The organism is Terrabacter sp. R4-6 (assembly GCF_057529065.1).
Genome location: NZ_CP197224.1, coordinates 128,567 through 154,059 on the forward strand (window position 1 = coordinate 128,567; position 25,493 = coordinate 154,059).

General features: G+C 72.5%; 24 protein-coding genes and 3 tRNA genes. 14 read left to right on the forward strand and 13 right to left on the reverse strand.

Going from position 1 to position 25,493, the window contains the following annotated elements:
* Nucleotides 1-58 precede the first annotated feature (58 nt).
* A complete protein-coding gene (locus ACSSS0_RS00605; protein WP_487229664.1) occupies nucleotides 59-802 on the forward strand; it encodes a GAF and ANTAR domain-containing protein in 744 nt (247 codons plus the stop codon).
* An 80-nt stretch (nucleotides 803-882) separates the two neighbouring features.
* On the opposite strand, the gene ACSSS0_RS00610 is transcribed toward ACSSS0_RS00605, so the two are convergent.
* The 3 genes from ACSSS0_RS00610 to ACSSS0_RS00620 form a co-directional block, all read right to left on the reverse strand.
* Nucleotides 883-1,740, reverse strand: a complete 858-nt coding sequence (locus tag ACSSS0_RS00610; protein WP_487229665.1) for an NAD(P)H-hydrate dehydratase — start codon at nucleotides 1,738-1,740, stop codon at nucleotides 883-885.
* 20 nt (nucleotides 1,741-1,760) lie between these two features.
* Complete coding sequence (locus ACSSS0_RS00615) at nucleotides 1,761-2,504, reverse strand: histidine phosphatase family protein (protein ID WP_487229666.1); 744 nt, start codon at nucleotides 2,502-2,504, stop codon at nucleotides 1,761-1,763.
* Between the two features lie 238 nt (nucleotides 2,505-2,742).
* On the reverse strand, nucleotides 2,743-3,285 hold the full coding sequence (locus ACSSS0_RS00620; RefSeq protein WP_487229667.1) for a hypothetical protein: 543 nt from the start codon (nucleotides 3,283-3,285) through the stop codon (nucleotides 2,743-2,745).
* A gap of 334 nt (nucleotides 3,286-3,619) precedes the next feature.
* Between ACSSS0_RS00620 and ACSSS0_RS00625 the strand changes: the two genes are divergently transcribed.
* The 6 genes from ACSSS0_RS00625 to ACSSS0_RS00650 all read left to right on the forward strand — a co-directional run bounded on the left by ACSSS0_RS00625 (nucleotide 3,620) and on the right by ACSSS0_RS00650 (nucleotide 9,241).
* Nucleotides 3,620-4,711, forward strand: coding sequence for an acyl-CoA dehydrogenase (locus tag ACSSS0_RS00625; RefSeq protein WP_487229668.1), 1,092 nt, complete (start codon nucleotides 3,620-3,622; stop codon nucleotides 4,709-4,711).
* Nucleotides 4,705-6,057, forward strand: a complete 1,353-nt coding sequence (locus ACSSS0_RS00630) for a PIG-L family deacetylase (RefSeq protein WP_487229669.1) — start codon at nucleotides 4,705-4,707, stop codon at nucleotides 6,055-6,057. The genes ACSSS0_RS00625 and ACSSS0_RS00630 overlap by 7 nt, the downstream gene beginning before the upstream one ends.
* Entirely contained in the window at nucleotides 6,054-6,782 is a 729-nt protein-coding gene (locus tag ACSSS0_RS00635; RefSeq protein ID WP_487229670.1) for a glycosyltransferase family 2 protein, read from the forward strand. Before ACSSS0_RS00630 ends, ACSSS0_RS00635 begins: the two co-directional genes overlap by 4 nt.
* 79 nt (nucleotides 6,783-6,861) lie before the next feature.
* Nucleotides 6,862-7,602 (forward strand): GAF and ANTAR domain-containing protein, encoded by a 741-nt coding sequence (locus ACSSS0_RS00640; protein WP_487229671.1) that lies wholly within the window; start codon nucleotides 6,862-6,864, stop codon nucleotides 7,600-7,602.
* A 151-nt stretch (nucleotides 7,603-7,753) separates the two neighbouring features.
* Nucleotides 7,754-8,101: a YtxH domain-containing protein gene (locus ACSSS0_RS00645; RefSeq protein WP_487229672.1), complete on the forward strand. Its 348-nt coding sequence runs from the start codon at nucleotides 7,754-7,756 to the stop codon at nucleotides 8,099-8,101.
* 549 nt (nucleotides 8,102-8,650) lie between these two features.
* A complete protein-coding gene (locus ACSSS0_RS00650) occupies nucleotides 8,651-9,241 on the forward strand; it encodes a hypothetical protein (protein ID WP_487229673.1) in 591 nt (196 codons plus the stop codon).
* Here ACSSS0_RS00650 and ACSSS0_RS00655 read toward each other — a convergent pair.
* From ACSSS0_RS00655 to ACSSS0_RS00670, 4 genes are all read right to left on the reverse strand, one after another.
* Nucleotides 9,212-9,286 (reverse strand) — tRNA-Val (locus tag ACSSS0_RS00655). The genes ACSSS0_RS00650 and ACSSS0_RS00655 overlap by 30 nt on opposite strands.
* 34 nt (nucleotides 9,287-9,320) lie before the next feature.
* Nucleotides 9,321-9,391 (reverse strand) — tRNA-Cys (locus tag ACSSS0_RS00660).
* A 28-nt stretch (nucleotides 9,392-9,419) separates the two neighbouring features.
* A tRNA-Gly gene (locus ACSSS0_RS00665) sits at nucleotides 9,420-9,492 on the reverse strand.
* A gap of 102 nt (nucleotides 9,493-9,594) precedes the next feature.
* Complete coding sequence (locus ACSSS0_RS00670) at nucleotides 9,595-10,794, reverse strand: YihY/virulence factor BrkB family protein (protein WP_487231170.1); 1,200 nt, start codon at nucleotides 10,792-10,794, stop codon at nucleotides 9,595-9,597.
* A 121-nt stretch (nucleotides 10,795-10,915) separates the two neighbouring features.
* On the opposite strand from ACSSS0_RS00670, the gene ACSSS0_RS00675 reads away from it, so the two are divergent.
* Nucleotides 10,916-12,556: an acyl-CoA dehydrogenase family protein gene (locus ACSSS0_RS00675; RefSeq protein ID WP_487229674.1), complete on the forward strand. Its 1,641-nt coding sequence runs from the start codon at nucleotides 10,916-10,918 to the stop codon at nucleotides 12,554-12,556.
* A gap of 87 nt (nucleotides 12,557-12,643) precedes the next feature.
* Here the strand turns inward: ACSSS0_RS00675 and ACSSS0_RS00680 are convergent, their stop codons facing one another.
* Nucleotides 12,644-13,627, reverse strand: coding sequence for a polyphosphate kinase 2 family protein (locus ACSSS0_RS00680; RefSeq protein ID WP_435985855.1), 984 nt, complete (start codon nucleotides 13,625-13,627; stop codon nucleotides 12,644-12,646).
* Between the two features lie 90 nt (nucleotides 13,628-13,717).
* Between ACSSS0_RS00680 and ACSSS0_RS00685 the strand changes: the two genes are divergently transcribed.
* On the forward strand, nucleotides 13,718-14,461 hold the full coding sequence (locus ACSSS0_RS00685) for a dihydrofolate reductase family protein (protein WP_487229675.1): 744 nt from the start codon (nucleotides 13,718-13,720) through the stop codon (nucleotides 14,459-14,461).
* 70 nt (nucleotides 14,462-14,531) lie between these two features.
* Here ACSSS0_RS00685 and ACSSS0_RS00690 read toward each other — a convergent pair whose 3' ends face one another.
* Complete coding sequence (locus tag ACSSS0_RS00690; protein WP_487229676.1) at nucleotides 14,532-15,713, reverse strand: alpha/beta hydrolase family protein; 1,182 nt, start codon at nucleotides 15,711-15,713, stop codon at nucleotides 14,532-14,534.
* A 291-nt stretch (nucleotides 15,714-16,004) separates the two neighbouring features.
* Here ACSSS0_RS00690 and ACSSS0_RS00695 point away from each other — a divergent pair, with 291 nt between their 5' ends.
* From ACSSS0_RS00695 to ACSSS0_RS00705, 3 genes are all read left to right on the forward strand, one after another.
* The gene (locus ACSSS0_RS00695) at nucleotides 16,005-17,330 is read left to right on the forward strand and encodes a vWA domain-containing protein (RefSeq protein ID WP_487229677.1); all 1,326 of its coding nucleotides are present in this window, start codon (nucleotides 16,005-16,007) and stop codon (nucleotides 17,328-17,330) included.
* A 178-nt stretch (nucleotides 17,331-17,508) separates the two neighbouring features.
* Nucleotides 17,509-17,955 (forward strand): peptide-methionine (R)-S-oxide reductase MsrB, encoded by a 447-nt coding sequence (gene msrB / locus ACSSS0_RS00700; RefSeq protein ID WP_487229678.1) that lies wholly within the window; start codon nucleotides 17,509-17,511, stop codon nucleotides 17,953-17,955.
* A 55-nt stretch (nucleotides 17,956-18,010) separates the two neighbouring features.
* On the forward strand, nucleotides 18,011-18,394 hold the full coding sequence (locus tag ACSSS0_RS00705; RefSeq protein WP_487229679.1) for a DUF1707 SHOCT-like domain-containing protein: 384 nt from the start codon (nucleotides 18,011-18,013) through the stop codon (nucleotides 18,392-18,394).
* Between the two features lie 55 nt (nucleotides 18,395-18,449).
* On the opposite strand, the gene hemQ is transcribed toward ACSSS0_RS00705, so the two are convergent.
* Both hemQ and hemG read right to left on the reverse strand, forming a co-directional pair.
* Nucleotides 18,450-19,151 (reverse strand): hydrogen peroxide-dependent heme synthase, encoded by a 702-nt coding sequence (hemQ, locus tag ACSSS0_RS00710; RefSeq protein ID WP_435985849.1) that lies wholly within the window; start codon nucleotides 19,149-19,151, stop codon nucleotides 18,450-18,452.
* 34 nt (nucleotides 19,152-19,185) lie between these two features.
* Nucleotides 19,186-20,565 (reverse strand): protoporphyrinogen oxidase, encoded by a 1,380-nt coding sequence (hemG, locus tag ACSSS0_RS00715; RefSeq protein WP_487229680.1) that lies wholly within the window; start codon nucleotides 20,563-20,565, stop codon nucleotides 19,186-19,188.
* Nucleotides 20,566-20,633: 68 nt separating this feature from the next.
* On the opposite strand from hemG, the gene ACSSS0_RS00720 reads away from it, so the two are divergent.
* On the forward strand, nucleotides 20,634-21,311 hold the full coding sequence (locus ACSSS0_RS00720; RefSeq protein ID WP_435985847.1) for a DedA family protein: 678 nt from the start codon (nucleotides 20,634-20,636) through the stop codon (nucleotides 21,309-21,311).
* Nucleotides 21,312-21,459: 148 nt separating this feature from the next.
* Nucleotides 21,460-22,632 (forward strand): DUF4349 domain-containing protein, encoded by a 1,173-nt coding sequence (locus ACSSS0_RS00725; RefSeq protein WP_487229681.1) that lies wholly within the window; start codon nucleotides 21,460-21,462, stop codon nucleotides 22,630-22,632.
* A gap of 42 nt (nucleotides 22,633-22,674) precedes the next feature.
* On the opposite strand, the gene murJ is transcribed toward ACSSS0_RS00725, so the two are convergent.
* Nucleotides 22,675-24,360, reverse strand: a complete 1,686-nt coding sequence (gene murJ, locus ACSSS0_RS00730; RefSeq protein WP_487229682.1) for a murein biosynthesis integral membrane protein MurJ — start codon at nucleotides 24,358-24,360, stop codon at nucleotides 22,675-22,677.
* Nucleotides 24,357-25,409 carry a uroporphyrinogen decarboxylase gene (gene hemE, locus ACSSS0_RS00735; protein WP_435985844.1) on the reverse strand — a complete coding sequence of 351 codons (1,053 nt, stop codon included), beginning with the start codon at nucleotides 25,407-25,409 and terminating at the stop codon, nucleotides 24,357-24,359. The genes murJ and hemE overlap by 4 nt, the downstream gene beginning before the upstream one ends.
* Between the last annotated feature and the right edge of the window lie 84 nt (nucleotides 25,410-25,493).

Consider the following 25,493-nt stretch of genomic DNA (forward strand, 5'->3'; position numbering starts at 1 on the left):
GCCCTCGACCCCTCTCGACGGCGCCACACACGCTTCGGGACCGACGGGAGCACACCCGATGACTGACACGACCAGCGACGTCAGCGTCCCCGACCGCCTGCGCGGCATGGCCGAGGACTTCGACCGCCTCGGCCGAGACATCGGCCGAGGCGACGCGAGGAATGCCTTCGGCGCCGTGACGCGTCTTGCCGTCGAGCGGGTGCCGCGGGCGCGAGCCGCGAGCATCACGACCCTGAGCCACAACCGCTTCGTCACCGCTGCAGCGTCGGACGACGTGGCCCGGCGGGCGGACGCGATGCAGTACGAGCTCGGGTCCGGACCGTGCGTCGACGCCATCGTCGAGCACACCATCTACCAACCGAAGGACCTGGCGTCCGACGAGCGGTGGCCGGAGTACGGTCGCCGAGTGGCGTCGGAGCTGGGTCTGCGGAGCATGCTGTCCTTCAGGATGAACCTCGAGTGGACCGACCTCGTGGCAGGTCTCAACTTCTACGCGGAGGAGCCCGGCTCGTTCGACGACGACGACCTCTCCGAGGGTCTGCTGCTCACGACGCACGCCGCACAGGCCGTCCAGGCCGCCCACCTGCGCGACCGGGTCGACAACCTCGAACGCGCCGTGAGCTCCAACCGCGACATCGGCACCGCCGTGGGCGTCCTCGTCGCGCAGCACAAGCTCACCCGTGACCAGGCGTTCGCCCTGCTGCGCATCGCCAGCCAGAACACCAACCGCAAGCTGCATGACGTCGCCCTCGACGTCATCGACACCGGGGCACTGGACGTCACTCCCCACGGCCACCCGTAGCAGCGGGAGCGGGCCACACGGCATACCACCTGTGTTCGTGACAGCGAGCGAGCCGGCACGACTCGGTCGGCCTCCAGGCGCTAGGCGGACTCGAAGCGGTGGAGCACCCTCGGCACGGCGCGGACGACGTCTCGGGCGAGGAACCCGGGCTGCAGGTCCTGCAGGACCTCCCCCGCGCGGGCGTGCAGCCAGGCGGTCCAGACCGCCGCCTGCTCGGGTGCGGCTCCCCGGGCGAGCAGCCCGGCAGCCGCGCCGGCCTTGACGTCTCCCGACCCGGCCGTCGCGAGAGCGGAGGGCCCGGAGTCGCAGGACCACGACTCGGCGTGCGCACGGACGACGTACGAGACCTCTCCCCCGCCGAGGACGACGACGTCGGTGGTGTCAGCGACCGTGCGGACCGCGCCGAGCTCGTCCTCCGAGACGTCGTCCTCCTCCATCTCCAGGAGCGCTGCCAGCTCCGTCACGTTGGGGGTGAGCAGGACCCGCCCGGCCAGATGGCGTACTCCGTCGAGACGACCCGTGAGATACGCCGTCCCCAGGGCATCAAGCACCAGCTGAGAGTCGAGGTGCGGAACGATCTGCGCAGCAAGGAGATTCGCGCTCTGTGGGTGACCGAGGCCTGGACCGAAGAGGACCACGTCTGCGCCGGAGGCGAGCTCGAGCACTCGGTCGGCACCCGCGACGGCCAGATCGCCTTCATGCAGGACGGGCAGTCCCTCGACGAACGCCTCGGGCAGCGCGGTACCCACGGCTGCAGCGGTGTCGGCGGCCGTGGCCACCTGCACCTTGCCGGCCCCCACGCGCAGCGCAGCCTCGGCCGCGAGGAGGACCGCCCCCGGCGTCTGCCGGGACCCGCCCACGACGAGCACCGTGCCACGGTCGGACTTGTCGCCTCGGGGCTCCGGCAGTCGCCACCCCCGCAGGAGGCCGTCGTCCACGTGCACAGGACACTCCTCGGTCACCGTGACGTCCTCCCCTCGCGCGGAGCCACGGGTTCGGTCGCCGATGCCTCGTGGGTCTTCTCGACGGAAGCCTCCTCCAGATGACCGGTGTCGGCGAAGGACTCGAGGGCCAATGCTCCGCCCGGGGTGCCTCGATAGCGCGTCAGTGAGCAGTTGGCGAGCGGCTGGGTCCGGTCCAGGTCGAGCAGGGTCGTCTCGTCGAGACCCTCGAGCACGAGCCGGAAGCTCATGATCACGGCCTGGTGGGTGAAGACCCAGACGCTGCGACCCCCGTGCGTCAGCGCGAGGTCGAGGAGCAGATGGCGCACCCTCAGCGCGACGTCGGTCCAGCTCTCCCCGCCGGGCGGACGGTAGTAGAACTTCCCCAGGCGAGACCTCCGCTCGGCCTCTTCGGGGTGGCTCGCCCGGATCCCCGAACCGGTCAGTCCGTCGAAGACGCCGAGGTCACGCTCCCGCAGCCGCTCGTCCCAGACGGGCTCCAGCCCGACCGCCGCCGCGACGACGCGTGCCGTGCTCGCCGCCCGCAGGTACGGCGAGCTGAGCACGACGTCGGGGCCGCGCGCCTCGGCTGTCGCGACGTGCTGGGCCAGCACCGTCGCCTGCCGCTCCCCCCGCTCGGACAGGGGGGTGTCGGGGTCGCGGGTGTCGAGGTCGAGGCGGCCCGCGCCGGCACTGCGGGCTCGGGCATCCGCGACGTTGCCGACGCTTTCGCCGTGGCGGACCAGGACGAGCGTGTCCATCGTCGGCAGACGACCGGGCCCGCGCGCTCCGTTCAGCATCGCGGCTCGCCCGAAACGCGTCGTCGGGGACTCTGGGGGCCGGAGGGCGTGAGACGGCTCTGCATGACCGACAGGTACCCGTGGCCGCGATCGCAAAACACTCCGACGACCGAGCCCGCGTACTCACCGGTGGTCGGACAGACTGCCTGCGCTGCACCCTGTCAGCAGAGGGGCTCGCACGCGAAGGCGAACGCGCGGCTCAGGACGCGCGCCCTGCTGAGGACGGTCGGTCGAGCAGACCGGCCACGCCGCGCTGCTGCTCGCCGAGATAGGCGTCGAGCGCCAGGAGGACTGCCGTGGCCGCCGGCGTGGCCCACTGCAGCCACCCCATCCGTCTGGCGAGCCTGCGCGCCCGGTCCTGCGCAGCCGGATCCGTCTCGGAGCCCTCGAGCGCCTCCTCGAGCTCGGCGCCGGATCGGTAGGCCTCGGCACTGACGAGGATGGCGGTCCCCGTCAGCGCGGTCTTGAGGACGACGGCGACCGCCGTCGGGGGGTGCGCGACGACGCGGTGTCGGTTGTCGGCGAGGATGGCGATCCCGCTCAGCAGGTGCAGACCGATGGCGGCGCCCTGCACCGGCCCCCACCGCCGCCACCCCTCGTCGGCGCCCTGGGCACGCTGGCGGACGACGTCAGCCCTGCGGGAAGCCGGGTCGAGTGCGACGGCCCCAGCCAGGGAGCCGCCGAACCACGCTGCGTTCGTGACGACGTGGGTGGCGCGGATGATGGTGCTGTATGCCGTCATGCTGAGTCCTGGTCGTCGTGCGCCGTGCGGCGCGTTGCCGGTGAGACTGTGCCGTACCCGCTCAGGGCCCGCGGACGCGTCCGGGTTCACGCCGGCGGGTACCCGTCCCCGGTGAGAACGCACCCCGCACCCCCGACGGCGCCGCCCCCCGGACCACAGGGGAGGATCGGAGGAGCGACGCCGCTGGTCACGGCGTACCCACCCCGGGCGGGCTCAGTCGCACATCCCTGGTCTCGTGGACGAGCGGGTATGTGCAGCCAGTGAGCCACCACGTACACCCTTCCGCCACGCCGGGACCCCTCCTGTGACCGGGGCCGTGCGCCTCGGGGACGGTGTGACGTCGCCGTCGCGCCTCGATGACCTCGTCGACGACCTCCGTGGTCGCCTCCGTGAGGGGCGCGACCCGGTGGCGACGACGGAGCTCGTCCGGGCCCTGCCCGACGCCTTCCCGGTGCCCGGCTCGGGCTCGACCCGCACCCTGTGGGAGTCGCTGGCGTCCGTCGCGGCGGTCGACCTGATGGCGGCCCGCACGATCGAGCCGCACCTCGACGCGCTGGCGATCCTCACAGAAGCCCGCTCGGCCGGGCACGCCGTCACCTCGGCCGCCCCCGACGGTGCGTCGTGGGGGGTCTTCGCCGCCGAGGGCCCCGGTGTCCGGCTCGAGGCCCGCGACAGCTCCAGCGACGCCGCCGGCGCCGTCCGGCTGCACGGGACCAAGCCGTGGTGCTCGCTGGCCGGGTCACTCTCACACGCCCTCGTCACCGCCTGGGACAGCGACACCACCAGACGGTTGTATGCCGTCCGGCTGGGCCCGTCGAACCACGTGACCGTCCAGCCCTCGGCGTGGTTCGCCCGGGGTCTGACCGCCGTGCCCAGCGGTCCTGTCGACTTCGACGGCGCCGAGGCGGTCCCGGTCGGACCGACGGGCTGGTACCTCGAGCGCCCCGGGTTCGCCTGGGGCGGCATGGGGGTGGCGGCCGTCTGGTACGGCGGCGCGGTGGGAGTGGCCCGCCGACTGCTGCGCCGGGGACGCGAGCCCGACCAGATCGCGCAGATGCATGTGGGGGCCGTCGACGCCGGGCTCTGGGCAGCCCGGACCTGTCTCGCCGACGCGGCTTCCCGAGTCGACGACGGCCGGGCGGCGGGTGAGGACGGCGCACTGCTCGCCCTGCGCGTGCGGCACGTCGTGTCCCGGGTCGCCGAGTCCGTCCTCGAGCGCGTCGCCCATGCGACCGGACCGGCACCCCTGGCGCTCGAGGACGACCACGCCGCGCGGGTCGCCGACCTGCAGCTCTACCTGCGCCAGGAGCACGCGGAACGCGACGAGGCCGCCCTGGGTCGCCACGTCCTCGCCCGTCACGTCCAGGACGTCGGGGGCGACACCCACGGCGGCACCCACGGCGACACCGACGGCGGACCGTGGTGACCGGCGCGCGGCCCTTCACGCATACCGAGTCGGGCACGCCAGAGACCGAGTGGAGCGAGCGACCCGAGTGGGGCGACCTCAGGTCGGCGGACGCGCTCCTCTCGGGGCGCCGTCGACTCGTCGTCGTCGCCGCCCACCCCGACGACGAGACGCTCGCCGCCGGCGGACTCATCGCTCTCGCCGCCCGAGCCGGGCTCGAGGTGACGGTCGTGCTGCTCACCGACGGCGAGGCGTCGCATCCCGGCTCCCCCACCCTGTCGAGCCACGACCTTGCCGGACTCAGGGTCGAGGAGTCCCGCGCGGCGCTGGCCCGACTCGCACCGTCCGCGACGATCGAGCGGCTCGGTCTCCCCGACGGCCACGTCGCCGTCCACGCCGACGAGACCGTCACGGGCCTCGTCGACGTCGTCGGGGAGCGCGGCGCCGACACCGTCGTCGTCGCGCCGTGGCGGCACGACGGCCACGCCGACCACGACGCGGCCGGTCGTGCTGCGGGCGTGGCGTGCCGGCGTACGGACGCGGAGCTGTGGGAGTACCCCGTGTGGCTGTGGCACTGGTGCGAGCCGGAGCAGGCCCCGTGGGCCGACCTCCACGCGCTCGCGCTCGACCCCGACGTGCTGGCCGTGAAGCAGGAGGCCGTGGCGCTGCACCGCACGCAGGTCGCTCCGGTCTCCGAGCAGCCCGGCGACGAGGCCGTGCTCCACGGGGACATGCTCGCCCACTTCGCGCGCTCCTTCGAGGTCTTCCTCCGGCTGGACGTGCCTGCCGACGACAGCCTCGACGAGCTCCACGCCTCGTCCAGCGACCCGTGGCAGGTCCGGACGAGCTGGTACGAGCAGCGCAAGCGGGCGGTCACCCTGGCGGCCCTCCCTCACGAGCGGTACGGCTGCGCGCTGGAGGTCGGCGGGTCCGTCGGGGCCCTGGCGGAGGACCTCGCGACACGGTGTGACCGACTCGTCGTCGTCGACGAGAGCGAAGCGGCTGTCGAGACCGCGCGGTCCTCGCTGCAGGGGCTCGGCAACGTGGAGGTCCTGCACGGCAGCGTCCCCGACGACTGGCCCGACGCACCCTTCGACCTCGTCGTCGTCTCGGAGGTCGGATACTTCCTCAGCCCCGCGCGACTGCGGCGGCTCGTCACGCGCGTCGACGCCTCCCTCACGGACGACGGCGCGGTCGTGCTGTGCCACTGGCGACACCCGGTTCGGGGCTGGCCGCTCGACGGCCCTCGGGTCCACGAGCTGTGGACCGGCACGTCCGCCCTGCCCGTCGTGGCCACCCACGTCGAGGGCGACTTCCGGCTCGACGTGCTGTCGACGTCCTCGGCGCACCGGGCGGAGTCGCCGTGACGGCTCGTCTCCCCCGTCCGTTGACCCACGTGCACGTCGTCGTCCCGGCCAACGACGAGGAGGCGCTGTTGCCCCGTGCACTCGGCTCCCTCGACGACGCCGTCGCCGAGCTGCACCGGTCCCGGCCCGACGTCCGGGCACGCGTCGTCCTCGTGCTCGACGGCTGCGTCGACCGCTCGCGCGAGGTCGCCGCACGGCACCGCGACGTCACCGTCGTCGAGGTCGACCGCCGGTGCGTGGGTGCGGCTCGTGCCCACGGCGTCGCCGTCGCCACGGCCCACGTCGCGGAACCGGACACCGGTCTTCACTGGCTGGCCGGCACGGATGCGGACTGCGCGGTACCGACCGACTGGCTCGTGCGCCAGGTCATGCTCGCCGACACCGGACTCGACCTGGTCACCGGCACCGTGCAGCCCGACGACGAGCTCGGCCCCGACGCCCTTGCCCGATGGCACGCCCTGCACCAGCTGCGCGACGGTCACCCACACGTCCACGGGGCCAACCTCGGCCTCCGGCTCTCGACCTACCGGGCGACCGGGGGCTTCGAGCCGCTCGCGGTCCATGAGGACGTGGGCCTCGTCGAACGCGTCCGGGCCTCCGGCGCCAGCTGTCTGGCCACCTCGTCCGTGCACGTGCGCACCTCGGGACGCACCCGGGGACGCACGCCCGGTGGCTTCGCCGACTACCTCGGGGCCCTGACCGCCCAGGGTTCGCTCACGGGTTGAGACACGCCGCCGCATGGCGACCTCGGCCGGGGGGTCTGTGACCTCCCCCTGCGGGCCGGCGCAGTGCCATCATGCACCTATGACCACGAACCGCCCCGACACCACGGTGGGCGCCACGTCCGGTCTGGGCGCCGCAACCGTCCTCACGAGCCTGGCCCGAACCCTGGCCGAGACACCCGGAGTACTACCCACCCTGCACGAGATCGCCGCGGGTTCGGTCGACCTCGTGCCCTGCGACTGGGCCGCGGTCGCCGTGGCGGAGCACTTCACGCGCACACGGGCCCGACTGGCCGACTCGACGGACGAGGCGCTCATGGAGACGGTGGCCGAGGTCGCGGCCGAGGCGGGGCACAGTCCCGGTCTCGCCGCCTTCGAGGCCGGAGAGGTCGTGCGGTGCGACGACCTCGCGCACGAGTGCAGGTTCACGGCATACGCCACGCAGATCGTCGCACGCACACCCATCCGCGCGGTGCTGTCGGTCCCACTGCGCTTCAACGGCGCCACCGTCGGCGTGCTCACCCTCTACAGCGCCCGGCCCCGCTCGTTCGACGAGGGGTCGGTCGCGAGGGCGGCTCTCGTCGCCGAGCACGCCGCCATCGCGGTCGAGGCGGCCCGCAGCGACGACCGTTCCGTCCAGCTGCAGTCGGCCCTGGAGCACAGCCGGACCATCGGCGCCGCGATCGGCATTCTCGTCGAGCGGCACCGCATCCTGCCCGCCGACGCCTTCCAGATGCTCCGCGAAGCGAGCCAGCACACCAACCGCAAGCTCGTGCAGGTGGCGGCCGACCTCCTGGAGACGGGGGCCCTGCCCGAGGTGTGACCTTCGCGCCCCAGGCCCCACGCCCGCTCTGGCCGACGGTCGGTGTCGACGCGTCCTGGCGTTGATGCTGAACGGGGTGCTGGTGGGTATGGCTGAGGGAGATCGTCGGCGCCGGACCAGGGCAGCCGACCCTGAGACACGGAGGCCCCTCATGAAGAGACTGCTCATCGTCACCGCCGGCGCGGTCGGATTCCTGCTCGGCTCGCGGGCCGGTCGGGAGCCCTACGAGCAGTTCATGCGCGCCATCGGACAGCTGAAGGACGACCCTCGTGTGCAGGCGAAGGCGCACCAGGGTGCCCAGCTCGTGCGCGAGCAGGCCCCGGTCGTGGCGGACAAGGTGGCCGATGCCGCCCGGACGGCGACCGACAAGGTCACCTCGGCGGTTTCGGGGTCCACCGACGCCGATCTCGCGGACTCGCGTCAGGAGGACGCGGAGGACCGTGTCGAGCAGGCCGTGCAGTTCCAGAAGGACCACGGGCCCAAGGGCCCGCTGCCCTGATCACCTGCCAGCTGGTCTGGCGCCGGACTCCTGCCCCGACTCTGCGAGCGACGTGCCGCCCCTGCGCCTCGGCGTAACAGAACCCGACAGGCGTGGATGTAGCAGGTGACGACGTGATACTCGAGCCTGAGTGCGTGAGCGCTCCACCCGAGCAGTGACGTCTCTTGGGACACCCGGGCGCAGACGCGATGGGGAGGGCGCGGGACGGCGGCTGACCAGTGTGGTCGCCGTCCCGCACAACCACTCCACAACAGCAGGCGGCGGCCCTCGGTCGGGTCGAGCCAGGGCCTTGCGTTGGAGCCACGACGCCAGCCATCGCGTGGACCATCGGATGGACCTCTACCGGGGAAGACAGTCACGACGTGATCGGTCCGCTGACAGGTGTCCTCAGCGGAGCGACCGCGAACTCCCTCATTCCCTCCGCGAGACCGATCTGAGCGCGCCATCCGAGCTCCCTGGCGATCCGTTCCGAGCTCGCGGTGATGTGGCGGACGTCGCCGGCCCGATGGCCTCCGTGACGACCGCGGCGGGGCGCCGACGGCGCCGCTGATGGCATCGGCGAGCGGTGCTCCCGGCTACGGACCCATCGACGTGTCGATGACCGTCGTCGGCGACACCAGCCCGTCCAGCGGACTCAGCCTGGAGCGGTTCGTCTCGGCTGACGCCGACGGCAACCTCGGCTACCACCGCAGCGTCGTCGTGCCCAAGGAGGTCGCCAAGAACCTGGCGAACCTGCACATGCGCCGCCTGGTGCGCATCTGGCAACGGCACGACCGCGTGATCGCGATCGAGGACGTCATCGGGCTCGAGAAGGACCACGGCGACCTCCGCTCGACCCGGCCGCCGCGCCACCACATCCGCACGACCTGTCCGAGGACTCCGAGGCGGGCGACGCCCGATATCCGCCCCTCTGAGCACGGTGGGGTCGTCGGCACCCCCGGATTCGGACGAGGGCTGCGGACACGGCCCACCTCCGGCAGAGGGCGACCGAGCAGACCTGGGCCGTTGGCGGCGATCCGCCACGACGCGATGACGGCTCGTGCGCGCCCGTGGCCACATGACAGAACAGCCCCTGACCCGCGTCTCCGCTGGTCAGGGGCTGTCTCGTGCTGGTGGGCGATACTGGGTTTGAACCAGTGACCTCTTCCGTGTCAAGGAAGCGCGCTACCGCTGCGCCAATCGCCCTTGGGTGTTGCTGGTACTGCGTGGTGTCTCACCGAGGTGGAGACGGGATTTGAACCCGTGTACGCGGCTTTGCAGGCCGCTGCCTCGCCTCTCGGCCACTCCACCGTGGAAGGCAAGTGGATCTTTGCCTCCGAGCGGACGACCGGGCTCGAACCGGCGACCTCAACCTTGGCAAGGTTGCGCTCTACCAACTGAGCTACGTCCGCGGGAACACCAGCGGTGTAACCTCCCCGCTCGGTGCTTGGTAGACATTAGCCGATCGATCCACGAGATACAAAACCGGCTGTCGTCGGCCCCGTGCCGGCACCTCAGCGCCGCCGCGCGGCCTCGTCAGAGGTCGGGTCGGAGGCCTCTCCGGAGGCCTGCTCAGAGGTCGTTTCGACCTCCCTCGCCCCCTCCCCGACGCTGCGTTGGATCGCCGTCTTGATCGGCCCGTGGTCGGTGCTCTCGTACTGCTGGTCGCGCCCTCGACGCGCGTGCGCGCCGGCGTCGGCGGCTGGTACGTCGACGCCGTCGAACGTCGCCGGCGGGTCCGTGTCCGACCCCGGTCCACCGTCGCTGGTCTCGGGCTCCGCACGGGCGATGAGCCCACCGGCACCCTCCATCGCCCAGTTGACCAGCCGCACGTCCGCGCCCTCGTGCAGGTCGACGGGCCACAGGGTGCGGACCGCGGCGTTGAGGCCCGCGCCGATGAGGATGGCCACGGCCAGCGCGTACAGCCAGATGAGCAGGACGATCGGCGTGCTCAGCGGGCCGTAGATCGAGGAGCCGCCCATGGAGACCTCGAGCGAGATCCGCACGACGTAGGACGCGCCGAGCCAGATCGCCATCGCCAGCAGGGCGCCCGGCACGTTGCGCCGCCAGGGGCTCCGTCGCGGGGTCGACACGTGGTACATCGACGCGAGAAGAAGCACGCTGAAGACGATGAGCGTCGGCCAGAAGAGCGCCTTGGTCACGGTCGCCGCCGCGTCGGGCAGCCACGAGGCGAGCAGACCCGGCCCGAGGAGCATGAGCGGCAGCACGATGATCGCCGAGAGGATGCCGAGCGTGTAGAGCAGCAGGCTGAAGGCGCGCATGTGGACGATACCGCGAGCGTCCTTCTGCCCGTACATGATCGAGACGGTGTCGACGAAGACGTTGAGGGCTCGCGACCCCGACCAGAGCGACAGGATGAAGCCGACGGAGATGATGTCGACACGGCCGCCCTTGAGCACGTCGTCGATGGTCGGCAGGAGCAGCTCGTTGATGCTCGACTCGGACAGGAAGCGCGAGGCGTAGACCTCGATGGCCGACACGATGCTGTTGATCGTGTCGGCGCCGATCCAGCCGCCGACGAAGCCGAGCCCACCGAAGAGCCCGAGGACGAGCGGCGGCAGGCTGAGCAGCATGAAGAAGGCGCCTTCGGCCGCGAGGCCGGTGACGCGGTAGCGCAGGCACACCCGGATCGTCTCCAGGGTCAGCCGCGCGAGCGGGACGCCCCACGGCACTCGCTCCAGCACTGCCCGCATCCTCGTCCGCACGCTCATCGTCTCCGAGGCTAACGGGGCCACGACCAACCGCGGCACGCGTGACCGGCACGACACGCGCCCGGCGGGCAGGGCCACCCGCTCGGCGCCTAGTCTCGGCGGGGTGAGCACACACGAGGTGACCAACCAGGTGCCCCCGTTCGTCGGCGGCGACTTCCTCTCCGACGACGTCGCGCTGCGGGAGGCGGTGGAGCGCTGGGCAGGCCCCGCGGCCGTCTCGGACCTCGCCCCGCTCGGGTCCCTCGCCGGCACCCCGGAGGCGCAGGAGCACGGCCGCCTCGCCGACACGAACCCGCCGGTCCTGCGCACCCACGACGCGCGCGGCCACCGCGTCGACGAGGTCGACTTCCACCCGTCGTGGCACTGGCTCATGACCCGGGCCGTCGGGGCCGGCCTCACGGCCGAACCGTGGACGTCGCCCGCCGGTTCGGGCGCCCACGTGCGCCGCGCGGCCGGATTCGTCCTGTGGTCACGCGTCGAGGCCGGGCACGGCTGCCCCGTCTCGATGACGTATGCCGCGGGGTCGGCCCTGCGACACGACCCGACCCTGGGTGCCCACTGGCTCCCGGCCCTCGCGAGCCGCGACTACGAGTTCGGCATCCGGCCCGTGTCGCAGAAGGCCGGGGCGATCGCCGGGATGGGCATGACGGAGAAGCAGGGCGGCTCGGACGTGCGCGCCAACACGACCCGGGCAATCGCCTCCCCCGGCGGGGCCCTGCCGGGCGAGACCTACCGACTGACGGGCCACAAGTGGTTCTGCTCGGCGCCGATGAGCGACGTCTTCCTCGTGCTCGCCCAGGCGCCGGACGGCCTGACCTGCTTCGTCGTGCCGCGTGGGCTCGACGACGGCACACGCAACCCCTTCGCCCTCCAGCGCCTCAAGGACAAGCTCGGCAACCACTCCAACGCCTCGAGCGAGGTGGAGCTCCACGGCACGTGGGGCAGCCGGCTCGGCGACGAGGGTCGTGGGGTCCGCACCATCATCGACATGGTCGGCGCGACCCGCCTCGACTGCATCCTCGGCTCGACGGCGACGATGCGTGACGCCGTGGCCCGAGCGGTGCACCACGCCCGTCACCGGACCGCGTTCGGCGCGCTCCTCGTCGACCAGCCGCTGATGCGCAACGTGCTGGCCGACCTCGCCCTCGAGGCCGAGGCGGCGACCGTGCTCGGTCTGCGGCTCGCCCACGCCGTCGACACCGGGGAGAGCGAGCTGGCCCGGCTCGGTGTGGCCCTCGGCAAGTTCTGGGTGTGCAAGCGGACAGCCCCCATGGTGGCCGAGGCGCTCGAGTGCCTCGGCGGCAACGGCTACGTCGAGGAGAACGGCCTCGCGCGCCTCTACCGCGAGGCGCCGCTCAACTCGATCTGGGAGGGCTCGGGCAACGTCAACGCCCTCGACGTCATGCGTGCCGTGACCCGCGAGCCGACCACCCTGGAGGCGCTGACGAAGGAGCTGCACGAGGTCCGCGGCCGCAGCGCCGAGCTCGACGCGCACGTGGACTCGTCACTCGCACAGGCGCGCTCGCTCGACCCCTCGTCCGCCGAGGCGTCCTTCGGCGCGCGTGTCGTCGTCGAGCGGCTGGCGCTCGCCCTCCAGGCCAGCCTGCTTGTCCAGCACTCCCCCGGCCCCGTCGCCGATGCCTTCGTGGCCAGTCGGATCGCGGGCCGTCGCGGACACTCGTTCGGCTCCCTCGACGTCGACCTCGCCGGGGCGGCGGCGACCGTCATCGACCGAGCCGGCTGACGCACCGAGAGGCGAACCGCGGCACCACGCGAGACCCGTTGGGCGGCATACGTCCTCGGGTCTGCGCCCCCTGCGGCGCCGAGCGCGTCAGCTCGCCGACAGGCGCTTCTTCTCTGCCTCGACGTCGAAGTCGGCCGGCGGCCACTGGAGGTTCATCCCCCGCAGGGCCTCGAGGATGAGCTGCTGCACCGCGAGTCGGGCGTACCACTTGCGGTCTGACGGCACGACGTGCCACGGCGCACCGACCGTCGAGGTCTTGTCGAGGACGGCCTGGTAGGCCTCCATGTAGGCGCCCCAGTGGCTGCGCTCGTCGACGTCGCCGGGGTTGTACTTGTAGTGCTTGTCGGGGCGGTCGAGGCGCTCCATGAGCCGCGCCTTCTGCTCGTCCTTGGAGATGTGGGTCATCACCTTGATGACGGTCGTGCCGGCCGCGATCACCCTGCGCTCGAAGGCGTTGATCTGGGCGTAGCGCTTGGACCACACGGCCTCGGGCACCAGCTCGTGGACCCGCACGACGAGGACGTCCTCGTAGTGCGAGCGGTCGAAGACCCCGAGCTGGCCGGCGCCGGGCAGGGCCTTGTCGATGCGCCAGAGGAAGTCGTGCGCGAGCTCCTCCTTCGTCGGCGCCTTGAAGCCGGTCGCCTTGACGCCCTGGGGGTTGACGGAGATGACGTGGCGCATGATGCCGCCCTTGCCCGAGGTGTCCATGCCCTGCACGACGAGCAGGAGCGACTGCCTCGAGCCGGCCGTCGAAGCGGCGAAGAGCCGCTCGAGCAGGTCGGACAGCTCGGCCTCACAGGCCTTGAGCGCCGCCTTGCCCGCGATCTTGTCGCCCGTGAAACCCGGGGTGCCGGACGTGTCGACGTCGGCGAGCACGAAGCCCTTCCCGACCTTCAGCGCGTTGGCGACGTCCTTGATCTCCTCGACGGCCGCCTCCTCGTGCGCCGCGATGACCTCGTCCTCGGCGACCTGGGCCTCCAGCTCCTTGGCCGCCTTCTTGCTCGAGATCCTGCCCTCCTTGCCCGACGACTTCCCGGACTTCTTGCCCTTGCCCTTCGCGCCCTTGCCCATGGCGTCATCCTGCCCGACCGGAGACCGGTGCGACGGGATGTGAGGTCACCGATCCGCGCGGCGTCCCGGGCCGTCGTCGATACTGGCCCCATGCGCCTGCTCGTGCCCGGTCGCTCCGGCCTGCCCGCCCACTCCGACCTCGACCCGACCGGGCTCTTCAGCGCCTATGCACCGCCCCGGGACCGGTGGGTGCGGTGCAACATGGTGACCAGCCTCGACGGCTCCGCCACCGGCGCGGACGGACGCTCCGGCTCGATCAACAACGACGCCGACCACGTCGTCTTCGAGGTGCTGCGAGCCCTGAGCCACGTCGTGGTCGTCGGTGCAGGAACGATCCGCGCCGAGGGCTATCCGCCTCTGTCCGTGGCCGATCCGCTCGTCGACCTGCGACGCGACCGCGGCCTCCCGGACGCCCTGCCCCTCGTCGCCGTGAGCAACCAGGGGCACGTCCCCCCGACGCTGAGCGGATGCCGGGACGGCCGGGCACTGATGGCCGTCCCGGCCTCGGCCGCCGGACTCGACTCGGCCAGGCGTGACCTCGGTGAGGACCACGTCCTCGTCTGCGGCGACGACGTGGTCGACGTCGCGGCCCTCGTCGAGGCGCTGCACGTTCGCGGCTGGGACCACGTCCTCACCGAGGGTGGGCCGAGCCTGCTCGGGTCCTTCCTCGCGGCGGGTCGGCTCGACGAGCTCTGCTTCACCATCGCCCCGCAGGTCGTCGGCGGCCAGCACCCGCGCCCGGTCGGCCCCGAGGGCACGCCCGCCGACCTCGACCTCGAGGTGCTCGTCGAGCAGGACGCGACGCTGATGGGACGCTGGTTCGTCAGGCGGTGACGAAGGCGCACGACGCCGCACCAGGCCGCACGACGGCGCTCGGCGGCGTCTGACGCCCTACGACGAGCGCTCAGCGGCCCTCGGCGAACACGCCCACGAACTCGCGCAGGACGCGCTCCCAGCGGTCCTGGTCGTAGTTCCACTCGCGGCAGTGCCGCGCGGTGTCCCACCGCTCGAGGCGCACGAGGTCGGGCCGCCGCCCTGCGAGGGCCACCGCGGGCCCGATCGGCACGAAGTCGTCGCCGTCCGAGGCGATGACGAGCATGGGGTGCCGCAGCTCGCCGGCGCGCGCGACCCAGTCGGTGCGGGCCACGTCGATCGGTTCGTGCACCCCGACGAGCCGACGTGTGCGACGGGAGCCCATGAGGTCGGTGGCCACCCGCACGAGCGGTCCGGGCACGCGGTGCAGCCGCCCGTGGTGGCGCAGCACGACTCCCCAGTCGATGACCGGGGAGTCGAGCGCCACCCCGACGACGTAGTCCGACAGTGGTGACCGGTCGAGGGCCTGGAGCACGATGGCGCCGCCCATCGACCACCCGAGAAGGAGGATGCGCCGGGCACCGTGCGACACGGCATACCCCATGGCCGCCTCGACGTCGCGCCACTCCGACAGCCCGAGGTTGTAGCGCCCGTCCGGGCCACGCGGGGCGTCGCGGTCGTTGCGGTAGGCGGCGACGAGGCTCGTCCACCCGGCCTCGCGCAGTACCGGCACGGCCCGGAGCGTCTCCTCCTTGCGCGCACCGCGGCCGTGCACGAGCACGGCCCAGTCGGCCCCGGTCGTGCCGTCCTTACGGCGCACCACCCAGCCCGGCAGCGGGCCCACGTCGGACAGGATGCTGACGTCCTCGTCGGGCAGGCCCAGGCTCACCGAGGGGCGGTCCCAGAAGTAGTACTGGTTCCAGCGGGCGGTCGCGGTCTCGATGGCTCCCCGGTCCACCGCCACGAGCCGTCGCGTCACCGACGTGGGGTCCGCGTCGACGATCTCACCGACCCGCGCATGGCCCGCTCCCCCGTCGAGCCAGACGCCGTAGCGGCCCGGCACGACGGTCTCGGGGGTGACGCCGAAGGTGACCGTGTCGGCGTCGTGGCGCAGGATCTCGACGTCGTCCGGCTGCAGCTCGTCGGGCGTGATGACGCGTCGTGCGAAGTACGCGGCGGCCGCCACCGAACCGCCGGCCGCGCCGAGCACCGATCCCGTGCCGGCGGCCGCGGCCACGAGCACCGGACGCGAGACGAGACGGCGCACCTGCACGGGGCCATCGTCGCAAACGACCGGCGCATGCCGTGGGAGGGCGTGCCGCCGGGCGCACACGGATCAGGACAGGCGTATCAAATCGGGCGTCCGGCGCACCGTCCTTCGGGAGCCTCGGGGACCCACGGGCGGCGTGCCGCACCCCCTGATCGTTCCCCGGCCCACCCGTGGGCCGGTCGCGGTCGAGGAGGCGCCCGTTCGGGGTCGCGGTCACCACCTCGCCGTCTCGGGGTGCGAGGACGAGGTCCACGCGCCGCTTCTCACCGTCTCGTCCCACGAAAGGGGACATCCGTGTTCACCACCTTGCGCCGCGGCGCACTCAGCATCGCGGCGGCCGGGGCGCTCGTCGCCACGCCGGCCCTCGCGATGGGAGCCGGCGTCAGCCCGGCCACCTACGACGCGTCCGTCGACCCGGGCGACACCGTCCACGTCACCAAGACCATCAGCACGCCGGAGATCCCGCCCAAGCCCGACATCGTCCTCGTCGTCGACGAGACCGGCAGCATGGGGCCGGCGATCGACAACGTGAAGTCCGAGATGGGCTCGATCGTCACCACGGTCCAGGGAGCCCAGCCGCAGGCCCAGTTCGCCATCGCGTCCTACAAGGACGAGGGTGACGGGGCGGAGTTCTTCCAGGTCGAGACCGGCCTGACGGGCAGCCAGGCCACCGCCCAGGCCGCGATCGACAGCCTGTCCGCGTCCGGGGGCGGCGACACCCCCGAGGGCCAGCTCAACGCCCTGTGGCAGGTCGGGTCCGGGGGCGGCGCCATCGCCTACCGACCCGACTCCTCGCGCATCGTCGTCTGGTTCGGCGACGCGAGCGGTCACGACCCGAGCGGCGGGCACAGCGAGGCCGACGCGACGGCATCCCTCACGGGGGTCGGCGCCCAGGTCATCGCCATCAACGTCGAGTCCGGTGGGGCCGACGGCCTCAACGCGACCGGCCAGGCCCAGCGCATCGCCGACGCCACGTCGGGCGCGTTCTTCCCGAGCGTGACGCCGGGCAACGTCGCGAGCACCATCCTCGCCGGTCTGGGCAACCTGCCCGCCGAGGTCACGGCGAACGTCGACTGCGACGCCGGCCTGTCGATCGGGTTCACCCCGGCCCTGCCCCAGACCGTGACGAGCGGCAGCGACGTCGTGCTCGACGAGGCCATCACGGTCGCCACCGACGCCCCGCAGGGGTCGACGCTGACCTGCACGACGACCTTCCTCGTCAACGGTGCCGAGGCCGGGCCGGAGTTCGTCCAGACCGTGAGCATCAAGGTCAACGACGTCACGCCGCCGACCGTCTCGTGCGGCCCCGGCGTCAACCCGGACGGTGTGACGCCGCCCGGCTACAAGAAGGCCGGCTTCTACCAGCTCGTCGCCGACGACAACCTGCCGGGCACGACGGTGACGGTCTCCGACACCGTCACGGGGGCCTCCTTCGGTCCCTACGACCCCGGCACGTACATCAAGATGACGCAGGCGCTCGGTGCGACGCCGTCGTCCGTCCCCTTCGAGGGCATGGTCGACTGGCACGTCACCGTCCAGGGTGACCTGCTCCTGACGGCCACGGACGCCGCGGGCAACACGGCGACGGCCACCTGCACCGTCCCGCCGAACAAGAAGTGACGCCAGCGCGTCGATGAAGGTCCTGCGCGGCCCCGACCACCCCGGGCCGAGCAGCACGAGGGCCCCGGCCACCCACCGGGGCCCTCGTGGCGCGTCCGCACCCGGCCCGTAAGACCTCGTAAGGACCACGTCGTCGCCGGGCGGGCACAAACCCGGGTGACGTGGCGTTGGTCTGGACATGAGCCACGAGAACACCTCCGACAAGCCGTATGCCGTCCAGCGCACCGACGAGGAGTGGCGCGCAGCCCTGACGCCCGCCGAGTACAAGGTCCTGCGACAGGCCGGCACCGAGCCCGCGTTCCGCGGCGAGTACACCGACACCAGGACGCAGGGCGTCTACTCCTGCCGGGCCTGCGGCAGCGAGCTCTTCCGCAGCGACACGAAGTTCGAGTCGCACTGCGGCTGGCCGTCGTTCTACTCCCCGCTCGCCGGTGACACGGTCGAGTACATCGAGGACCGCGCCTTCGGCATGAAGCGCGTCGAGGTCCGGTGCGCCAGCTGCGGCTCGCACCTCGGGCACGTCTTCGAGGGCGAGGGCTACGACACCCCGACCGACCAGCGCTACTGCATCAACTCGATCTCGCTGCGCCTGCAGCCCGACGAGGGACCGTCTGCGCAGGCCTGACCGGCCGACCGCCGACGGGCTGCGGTCGCCCGGACTCCTCGCCTAGATTCGTCCCATGGTCGACGACGGCGACATCCGCATCGGCAGTGCCGAGCGCGACGAGGCGCTCGCCGCGCTCGCCAAGCACCACGCCGCGGGACGCCTCGACGCGAACGAGTACGAGGACCGGCGCGGCCGGGCGACCGACGCCGTCGTCCGGCGGGACCTGACCGAGCTCTTCGTCGACCTGCCCGAGCCACGTCCGCGGCTCGAGCCCGCGCGGGGCGGCGCCGTCTCGCGTCCGTCGGCGCCCCGCCAGGGGCCACGGAGCAGGGTGGCGCGCGTGCTCGTGAGCCTCGCCCCCTTCATCGCGCTCGCCGCGTTCCTGCGCACCGAGTCGTGGCTCGTCGTCCTGCTCATTCCCGTCATCGTGGCGATCGCCAAGGCGATCGACGACTGAGCCCCGCCTGCACGTGCAGGTGGGGCTCAGCGGCGCGCGCGTGGGTCGCGGGCGCTCAGCGCAGGTTGGCGACGAGCTGGGCCGGCTCGACCTTCGGCCCGGTGAAGAACGGGATCTCCTCGCGCACGTGCATCCGGGCGCGGGACGCGCGCAGCTCGCGCATGAGGTCGACGATCCGGTGGAGCTCGTCTGCCTCGAAGGCGAGCAGCCACTCGTAGTCGCCGAGGGCGAAGGAGGCGATGGTGTTGGCCCGCACGTCGGGGAAGTCACGCGCCATCTGGCCGTGCTCGCGGAGCAGGTCGCGGCGCTCGGCGTCCTCGAGGAGGTACCACTCGTAGGAGCGGACGAACGGGTAGACGCAGACGTACTTCCGCGCGACCTCGTCGGCCATGAAGGCCGGGACGTGGCTCTTGTTGAACTCCGCGGGGCGGTGCAGCGCCGCGTTGCTCCAGACCGGCTCGAGGTGCGAGCCGAGCTCGGTGCGCAGGAGTCGGTGGTAGGCCGACTGGAGCTGCTCGATCGTCTCGGCGTGCCACCACACCATGAAGTCGGCGTCGCCGCGCAGGCCTGCGACGTCGTAGATGCCACGGACCACGACACCCTCGCCGGCGATCTCGTCGAGGAACGCCTCGAGGTCCGCCGTGACCGCGTCGCGGTCGTCGCCGACCGGCGTGACGGTGCTGAACACCGACCACATGCAGTAGCGGATGGTGTCGTTGATCTCCCGCATCTCGGCCGGGGTCAGGCGCTCGCTCATGGCCCCATCATCCCAAGCGGCTCGGAGCCCCTCGTCAGCGGGTCAGGACCGACCGCGCGGCAGCGCGGCCGGACGCGATGCACGCCGGGATGCCCACGCCGTCGTATGCCGCCCCGCACAGCGCGAGCCCGGGCGGCAGCACGCGGGTGGGCGCCAGTCGCGAACGGTGCCCGACGGCATACTGCGGCAGTCCCCCGCCCCAGCGCTGGACGTGCGCGTCGACGGGGTCGGGCACCCCGTGCCCGAGCACCGTGCGCAGGTCGGCGAGGGCCACGGCGACGAGCTGGTCGTCGGAGCGCTGGAGCGAGGCCTCCTCGCGGTGACGGCCGACGGAGGCCCGCAGGAACGTCCGGCCCGGGTGGGCGGCTGCGAGCCAGGGCCACTTGACCGAGCTGAACGTCGACGCCTTGATCGTCAGCGACTCCGTGGGCGGGACGAGGAAGCCGCTGCCGTCGAGGACGTCCGGTGCGGCACCGTCGAGGGCGAACGTCACGATGGCCATGGACGCGTACTCGACGGTCGCGAGCGCCGCGGCGGCCGCGGGGGCGACGTCACGCAGCAGTCGCGAGGCCGGAGCCGCGGGGACGGCGAGCACGACGGCGTCGAAACGTTGCTCAACGACGTCGGTCGTGGGACCGGTCGACACGACCCAGGCGTCGCCGTCGCGACGAACCCCGCGCACCACCGCACCCCGTCGCACCAGGACACCAGCGGCGACGAGCTCGCGCTCGAGGGCCTCGGGCAGCGTCCCGAGGCCGCCGACGAGGGAGGCGAAGACGGGGCGACCGGCCATCGGTCCGCTCGCTGCCGACTCGGCTGCGGCACGGGCCACGTCGAGCAGCGGTCGGCCGTCGTGCGCTGCGGCCGCGAGGACCGGGACGGCCTGCTCGGCGGAGATCTCGCGGGCGTGCCCGGCGTAGACGCCGGCGAGCAGGGGCTCGACGAGGCGGTCCGTGACGGCACGCCCCAGCCGGGCGTCCACGAGGTCACCCACCGAGAGGTCACCGACGACGGGGCCCTCGACGCGCTCGTGCGCCAGACGCTCCACCTCGTCGTCGGTGAGCAGCCCGCGCACCGACTCCGGGTCGGCCGGCACCCCCATCACCGTGCCGCGGGGCATCGGCCAGCGGCGCCCGCGCGAGACGATCGAGGCGCCGGCGGGTCCGGGGTGCGTCGTGAGGGCCGCGACGCCGAGCTCCTCGACGAGCGTGAGCGCCTCGGGGCGACGCGCCAGCACCGACTCGGCGCCGACGTCGATGCGCACCCCGCCGACCTCCTCGAGCCGCAGCTTCCCGCCCACCCGGTCAGAGCCCTCGAGGACCGTGACGGAGACGTCGACGCCGGAGCGACCGAGCTCCCAGGCGGCCGCCAGTCCGCTGATGCCACCACCGATGACCGCGACCGTCCTGCCCATGGCGCCACTCTTCCATCCCGGCTCCGGCGGTTTGTCCGAGGCCCGGCCGATGAGGGAATGTTGGGCGCATGAGCACGCCCGCGCTGCCCGTCGCCCAGCCTGTCGCCCAGCCCGCGGACCTCTCCGGACTCGTCGGTGCCGCCTACCGCGTCATCCAGGCGCTCGGCGAGTGGGGTGTCGGAGCCCTGACGTTCCTCGAGACGGTGGTCCCTCCCATCCCGAGCGAGGTCGTGCTGCCGCTCTCCGGCTTCATCGCGCGGCAGGGCCAGCTCAGCCTGGGGCTGCTCCTCGTGACGAGCACCCTCGGCTCCTACCTCGGCGCCCTGACCCTCTACCTGCTGGCCGACCGCCTGGGCCAGGAGCGAGCGATCGACGTCATGGCCCGGCTCCCGCTCGTCGACCGGCACGACTTCGAGCGGGCGACGGACTGGTTCACCGACCACGGGCGCCGGTCGATCTTCTTCGGCCGGCTCGTCCCCGGAGTCCGGAGCCTCGTCTCCCTCCCCGCCGGCGCCGTCCACATGCCGCTGGCGCGGTTCACGGTCTTCACCGTCGCGGGAAGTGCCCTGTGGAACGGCCTGCTCATCGGCCTCGGCTGGGTGCTCGGCTCGCGCTACGAGCTCGTCGACCGGTACTCCTCGGTGCTCGACTGGGTCGTCGGGACGGCCGTGGTCGTCCTCGTCGGCTGGCTCGTCGTGCGCCGCGTGCGCCGGACCCGCCGCGGCCGCGTCCACGAGCACGGCTGACCCACCGCCGCGACCGCCCCGCGCGGCACCGCAACGATCGGGTCCACCTGCGTGTCTCTGGTGACAAGGGACGTCGCCACACACACCGTGCGCACCACAGCTCCACCGTCAGGTACGGCACGGGAGGCGACCCGTCGAAAGGCTCGCCATGACCGCCACGCCACACCTGCCGCGTCTCGCCTCGCTCCCTCCCGCACGGCGACGTCTCCTCGCCGTGGTCGCCGGGGTCGTCGCGGTGCTCGCGCTGTCGATCCCGCTGGGCCTCAAGGCTCTCCAGGGCGCCTCGTCCTCAGGCTCCTCCTCGTCCGCGGCATCGGCCGGAGAGGCGAGCCGCAGTGACGTGACCGGCAACGGCGTGGTCGGGCAGGACCTCGCGCCGCAGCCCGACGCCACGGCAGGCGCCAAGTCGCCCGCCGCCGACACGGGCTCGCTCGGCACCGGCGTCGCGGGGTCGGTCGCCGTCATCGAGCCGAAGATCGCGCGGTCCGCGTGGCTCGGGATCAAGGTCACCGACCTGACGGGATCGGCGGCCCGAGCCCGCGTCATCGCGACGGACGCCGGGGGCCAGGTGACGTCGGAGAACGTCGTGACCTCGGTCGACCCGACCGGCGGTCCGACCGGACCGGGCGGGGTCGACCCCCGCCTCGAGTCGGGATCGTCGCTGCCGACCGTCGGCGTCGACGAGGCCCGGATGGTGCTCAGCGTCCCGGCCAAGACCCTCGACGACGTGCTGACGCAGCTGTCCAAGATCGGGACGGTGTCCTACCGCTCGTCGCAGTCCCAGGACGTCACCGACACCTACGTCGACACCAAGGCGCGCATCGAGCCCATGCAGGACGGGATCACGCGTGTGCGTGCCCTGCTCACGAAGACGACGGACCTCCAGCAGGTCATCCTGCTCGAGAGCGAGCTGACCCGCCGTCAGGCCGAGCTCGACTCGCTGACGCAACGTCTGGCCCAGCTCGACGCGATGACGACGACGAGCGACGTCACGGTGACGCTCTGGACCGACGCGACGACGCCCGTGCAGACCGAGAGCGGCCTCACCGGGGGGCTGCGCACCGCGTGGGACAGCCTCGTCGGCTCGCTCACCGTCATCCTCACCGGCCTCGCGGCGCTCCTGCCCTGGCTCGTCCTCCTCGTGCCGCTCACCCTGGTCGCCCTGCGCCTGTGGCGTCGCCGTGCTGCCGGTACGCCGTCAGTGACCTCCCACTCCAACGGTGGTGCCGGTACCGGCAGCGGCGCCGGACCCACACCGGCACCGCAGCCGGCAGCAGCCCCGGTACCGGCATCTGCCTCCCCGTCGGCGACGGAGGACTGACGCAGGGCGACGAGAACGGCGCAGGGGCCGTCGGTGGCTCGGTCAGCGACCGAGCCGCCGGCGGACCATGTCGCCGACCTGGCGCACCTCGCGCACGTGCATGGCGTGGGCGATGCCGAGGTAGATGACGCCGAAGACGAGACCGACGAGACCGATCTCGATGGCACTGGCGAACATCCGCTTGAGGGCCGACGTCGTCCCCTCGACCGCGGCCCCGGTGATGGGGTCGAGCACCTGGGTGACACCCCAGGCGACGACGCCGGCGACGGCGGCGGCGAGGCCGACGCGCGACGCCGTGACGAGCCCCTCCCCGAGGCCGAGCCTCCCGATGCGCCGACGCAGCAGGAAGAGGCCGACCATGGAGCTGACGACGTTGCCCACCGTCTGGCCCATCGCCATGACCCCGATGGCCCAGACCGGGTTGATGAAGAGCGTCACGACGCCGGCGAGCGCGCTGATGCCGGTCAGGAGCACCTGCATGACGACGGTCGGCTTGCCGTCCTCGAGGGCGAAGAACATGCGGTAGCAGAGCAGGTCGAGGCCGAAGGGCACGAGCCCCAGGATCATGATGATGAGGACGCTGGCGGAGACCTCGACCGAGCGCGGCTCGATGCCGGGGTTGAGCAGCGCGACGATCGGCTCCGCGAGCACGATGACCGCGACCATGATCGGCACGTTGGCCACGAGCGGCATCGTCAGGCCGGTGCGGAAGTCACGGCGCAGGCTCTCCTTGTCCCCGGAGGCCGCGGCGGCCGAGAAGCGCGGGAAGAGCGCGGTGATGATCGAGACCGTGATGAATGCGTGCGGCAGCATGAAGAGCGTGAACGCGATGGCGTATGCCGCCGGGCCTCGTACCGCGTCCTCGAGACCGAGCGCCGTGGCGGAGGCCGTCGCGTTGTTGAGGACGCCCTGGCTGATGAAGAAGCCGATCTGCGACACCGCCAGCCCGCCGAAGGCCCAGAGGGCGAGACGGCTGACGCCCCCGAGGCCGACCCCGCGCAGGCCCCAGCGGGGGCGGTAGTGGAACCCCGTCCGCCGCAGGGCAGGGACGAGGGACAGGGCCTGGACGATCACGGACAACGTGGCCGAGCCGGCGAAGAGCCAGATCATCGGCCCGGTCCACTCGGACGGGTCCCGCGGTTGGTCGCGCCCGGGGGCTCCGCGCGGTGCGTCCTTCGGGAAGACGAAGAGGAAGAGCACCAGCCCGGTGACGGCCACGACGTTGGCGATGAAGGGGGCCCATGCGAAGGCGGCGAACTGCCCGCGTGCGTTGAGGATCTGCCCGAGCAGGGCGAAGAGCCCGTAGAAGAAGATCTGCGGCAGGCAGATGAGCGAGAACGCGAGCGCGAGGTCCTTGAAGTCCGGCGACGAGCTGCGGGCGAGCAGCCAGACGAACCCCCCGGCGGCGGCCATGACGACGACCGTGATGACCGCCATCGCCGTGAGCGCCACCGTGATGACGCGGTCGGTGAACTCCTGGCCGCCGTCCTCGAGCTTCATCGCCCGGGCGAGCGACGGGATGAGGACCGCGTTGAGGATGCCGCCGGCCGCGAGCACGTAGAGCACGTTGGGCAGCGTGTTGGCCAGGGAGAAGGCGTCACCGGCGAGCTTCGCACCGATGATCGCGGTGATGAGGCCGTTGCGCACGACCCCGAGCACGCGCGATGCCACAGACCCACCGAGCATGGTGAGGCTGGAGCGAGCGACCGACGGTGCCGCCGTCGTCATGGGCGGCTCGAGCACTCGTGGACGAGTGCCGTGACCCGGGTCAGCACGTCGGGGTCCACAGTGGGCAGCACGCCGTGGCCGAGGTTGAAGATGTGGCCCGGGGCGTGGCGCCCCTCCTCGACGATCTCCCGGACGCGGCGCTCGAGGGCGTCCCACGGCGCGAAGAGCAGGGCCGGGTCGAGGTTGCCCTGGACGGCATACGTCGGCCCGAGGCGGTCCACGGCGTCGGTGAGCGACACGCGGTAGTCGACGCCGACCACCTCGGCGCCCGCCTCACCCATGAGGCCGAGCAGCTCACCCGTGCCGACGCCGAAGTGGATGCGGGGCACGTCGAGGTCGGCGACGGCGGCGAGCGCGACCGACGAGTGGGGCATGGCGCGCGCGGCGTAGTCGGCCTTCGACAGGGCACCGGCCCACGAGTCGAAGAGCTGGACGGCGCTGGCGCCGGCCTGCGCCTGCACGCGGAGGAACTCGCCCGAGATCTGCGCGAGCCTCGCGCACAGGGCGTCCCACAGCTCGGGGTCGCCGTGCATGAGGGCCTTGGTCTTCTCGTGGTTCTTGGAGGGGCCGCCCTCGACGAGGTAGGACGCGAGCGTGAAGGGCGCTCCGGCGAAGCCGATGAGCGGGACGTCACCGAGCTCACGGACGAGCAGGCCCACGGCCTCGGTGATGAAGGGGACGTGCTCGGGCGTCAGCGGGACGAGCTGGTCGAGGTCGGCGGCCGTGCGGATCGGGTGGGCCACGACCGGGCCCACGCCGGGCACGATGTCGAGGTCGACCCCGATGGCCTTGAGGGGCACGACGATGTCGCTGAAGAAGATGGCCGCGTCGACGCCGTGGCGGCGCACGGGCTGGAGCGTGATCTCCGTGACGAGGTCGGGGCGCATGCACGACTCGAGCATCGGGATGCCCTCGCGGACGGCGCGGTACTCGGGCAGCGAACGCCCCGCCTGGCGCATGAACCACACCGGGGTCCGGGTCACCGACTCGCGGCGCGCAGCGCGGACGAGGTCGCTCTGGCGGGTGTCTGGCGGGGCTGTGGTCGGCACCGGTCAATCCTGCCACGGCGGGCACGTGCCCCTGCGCCACGCGCGTCCGGCGCGCCCTGAGGACAGATCGCCCGACTCCGGCAT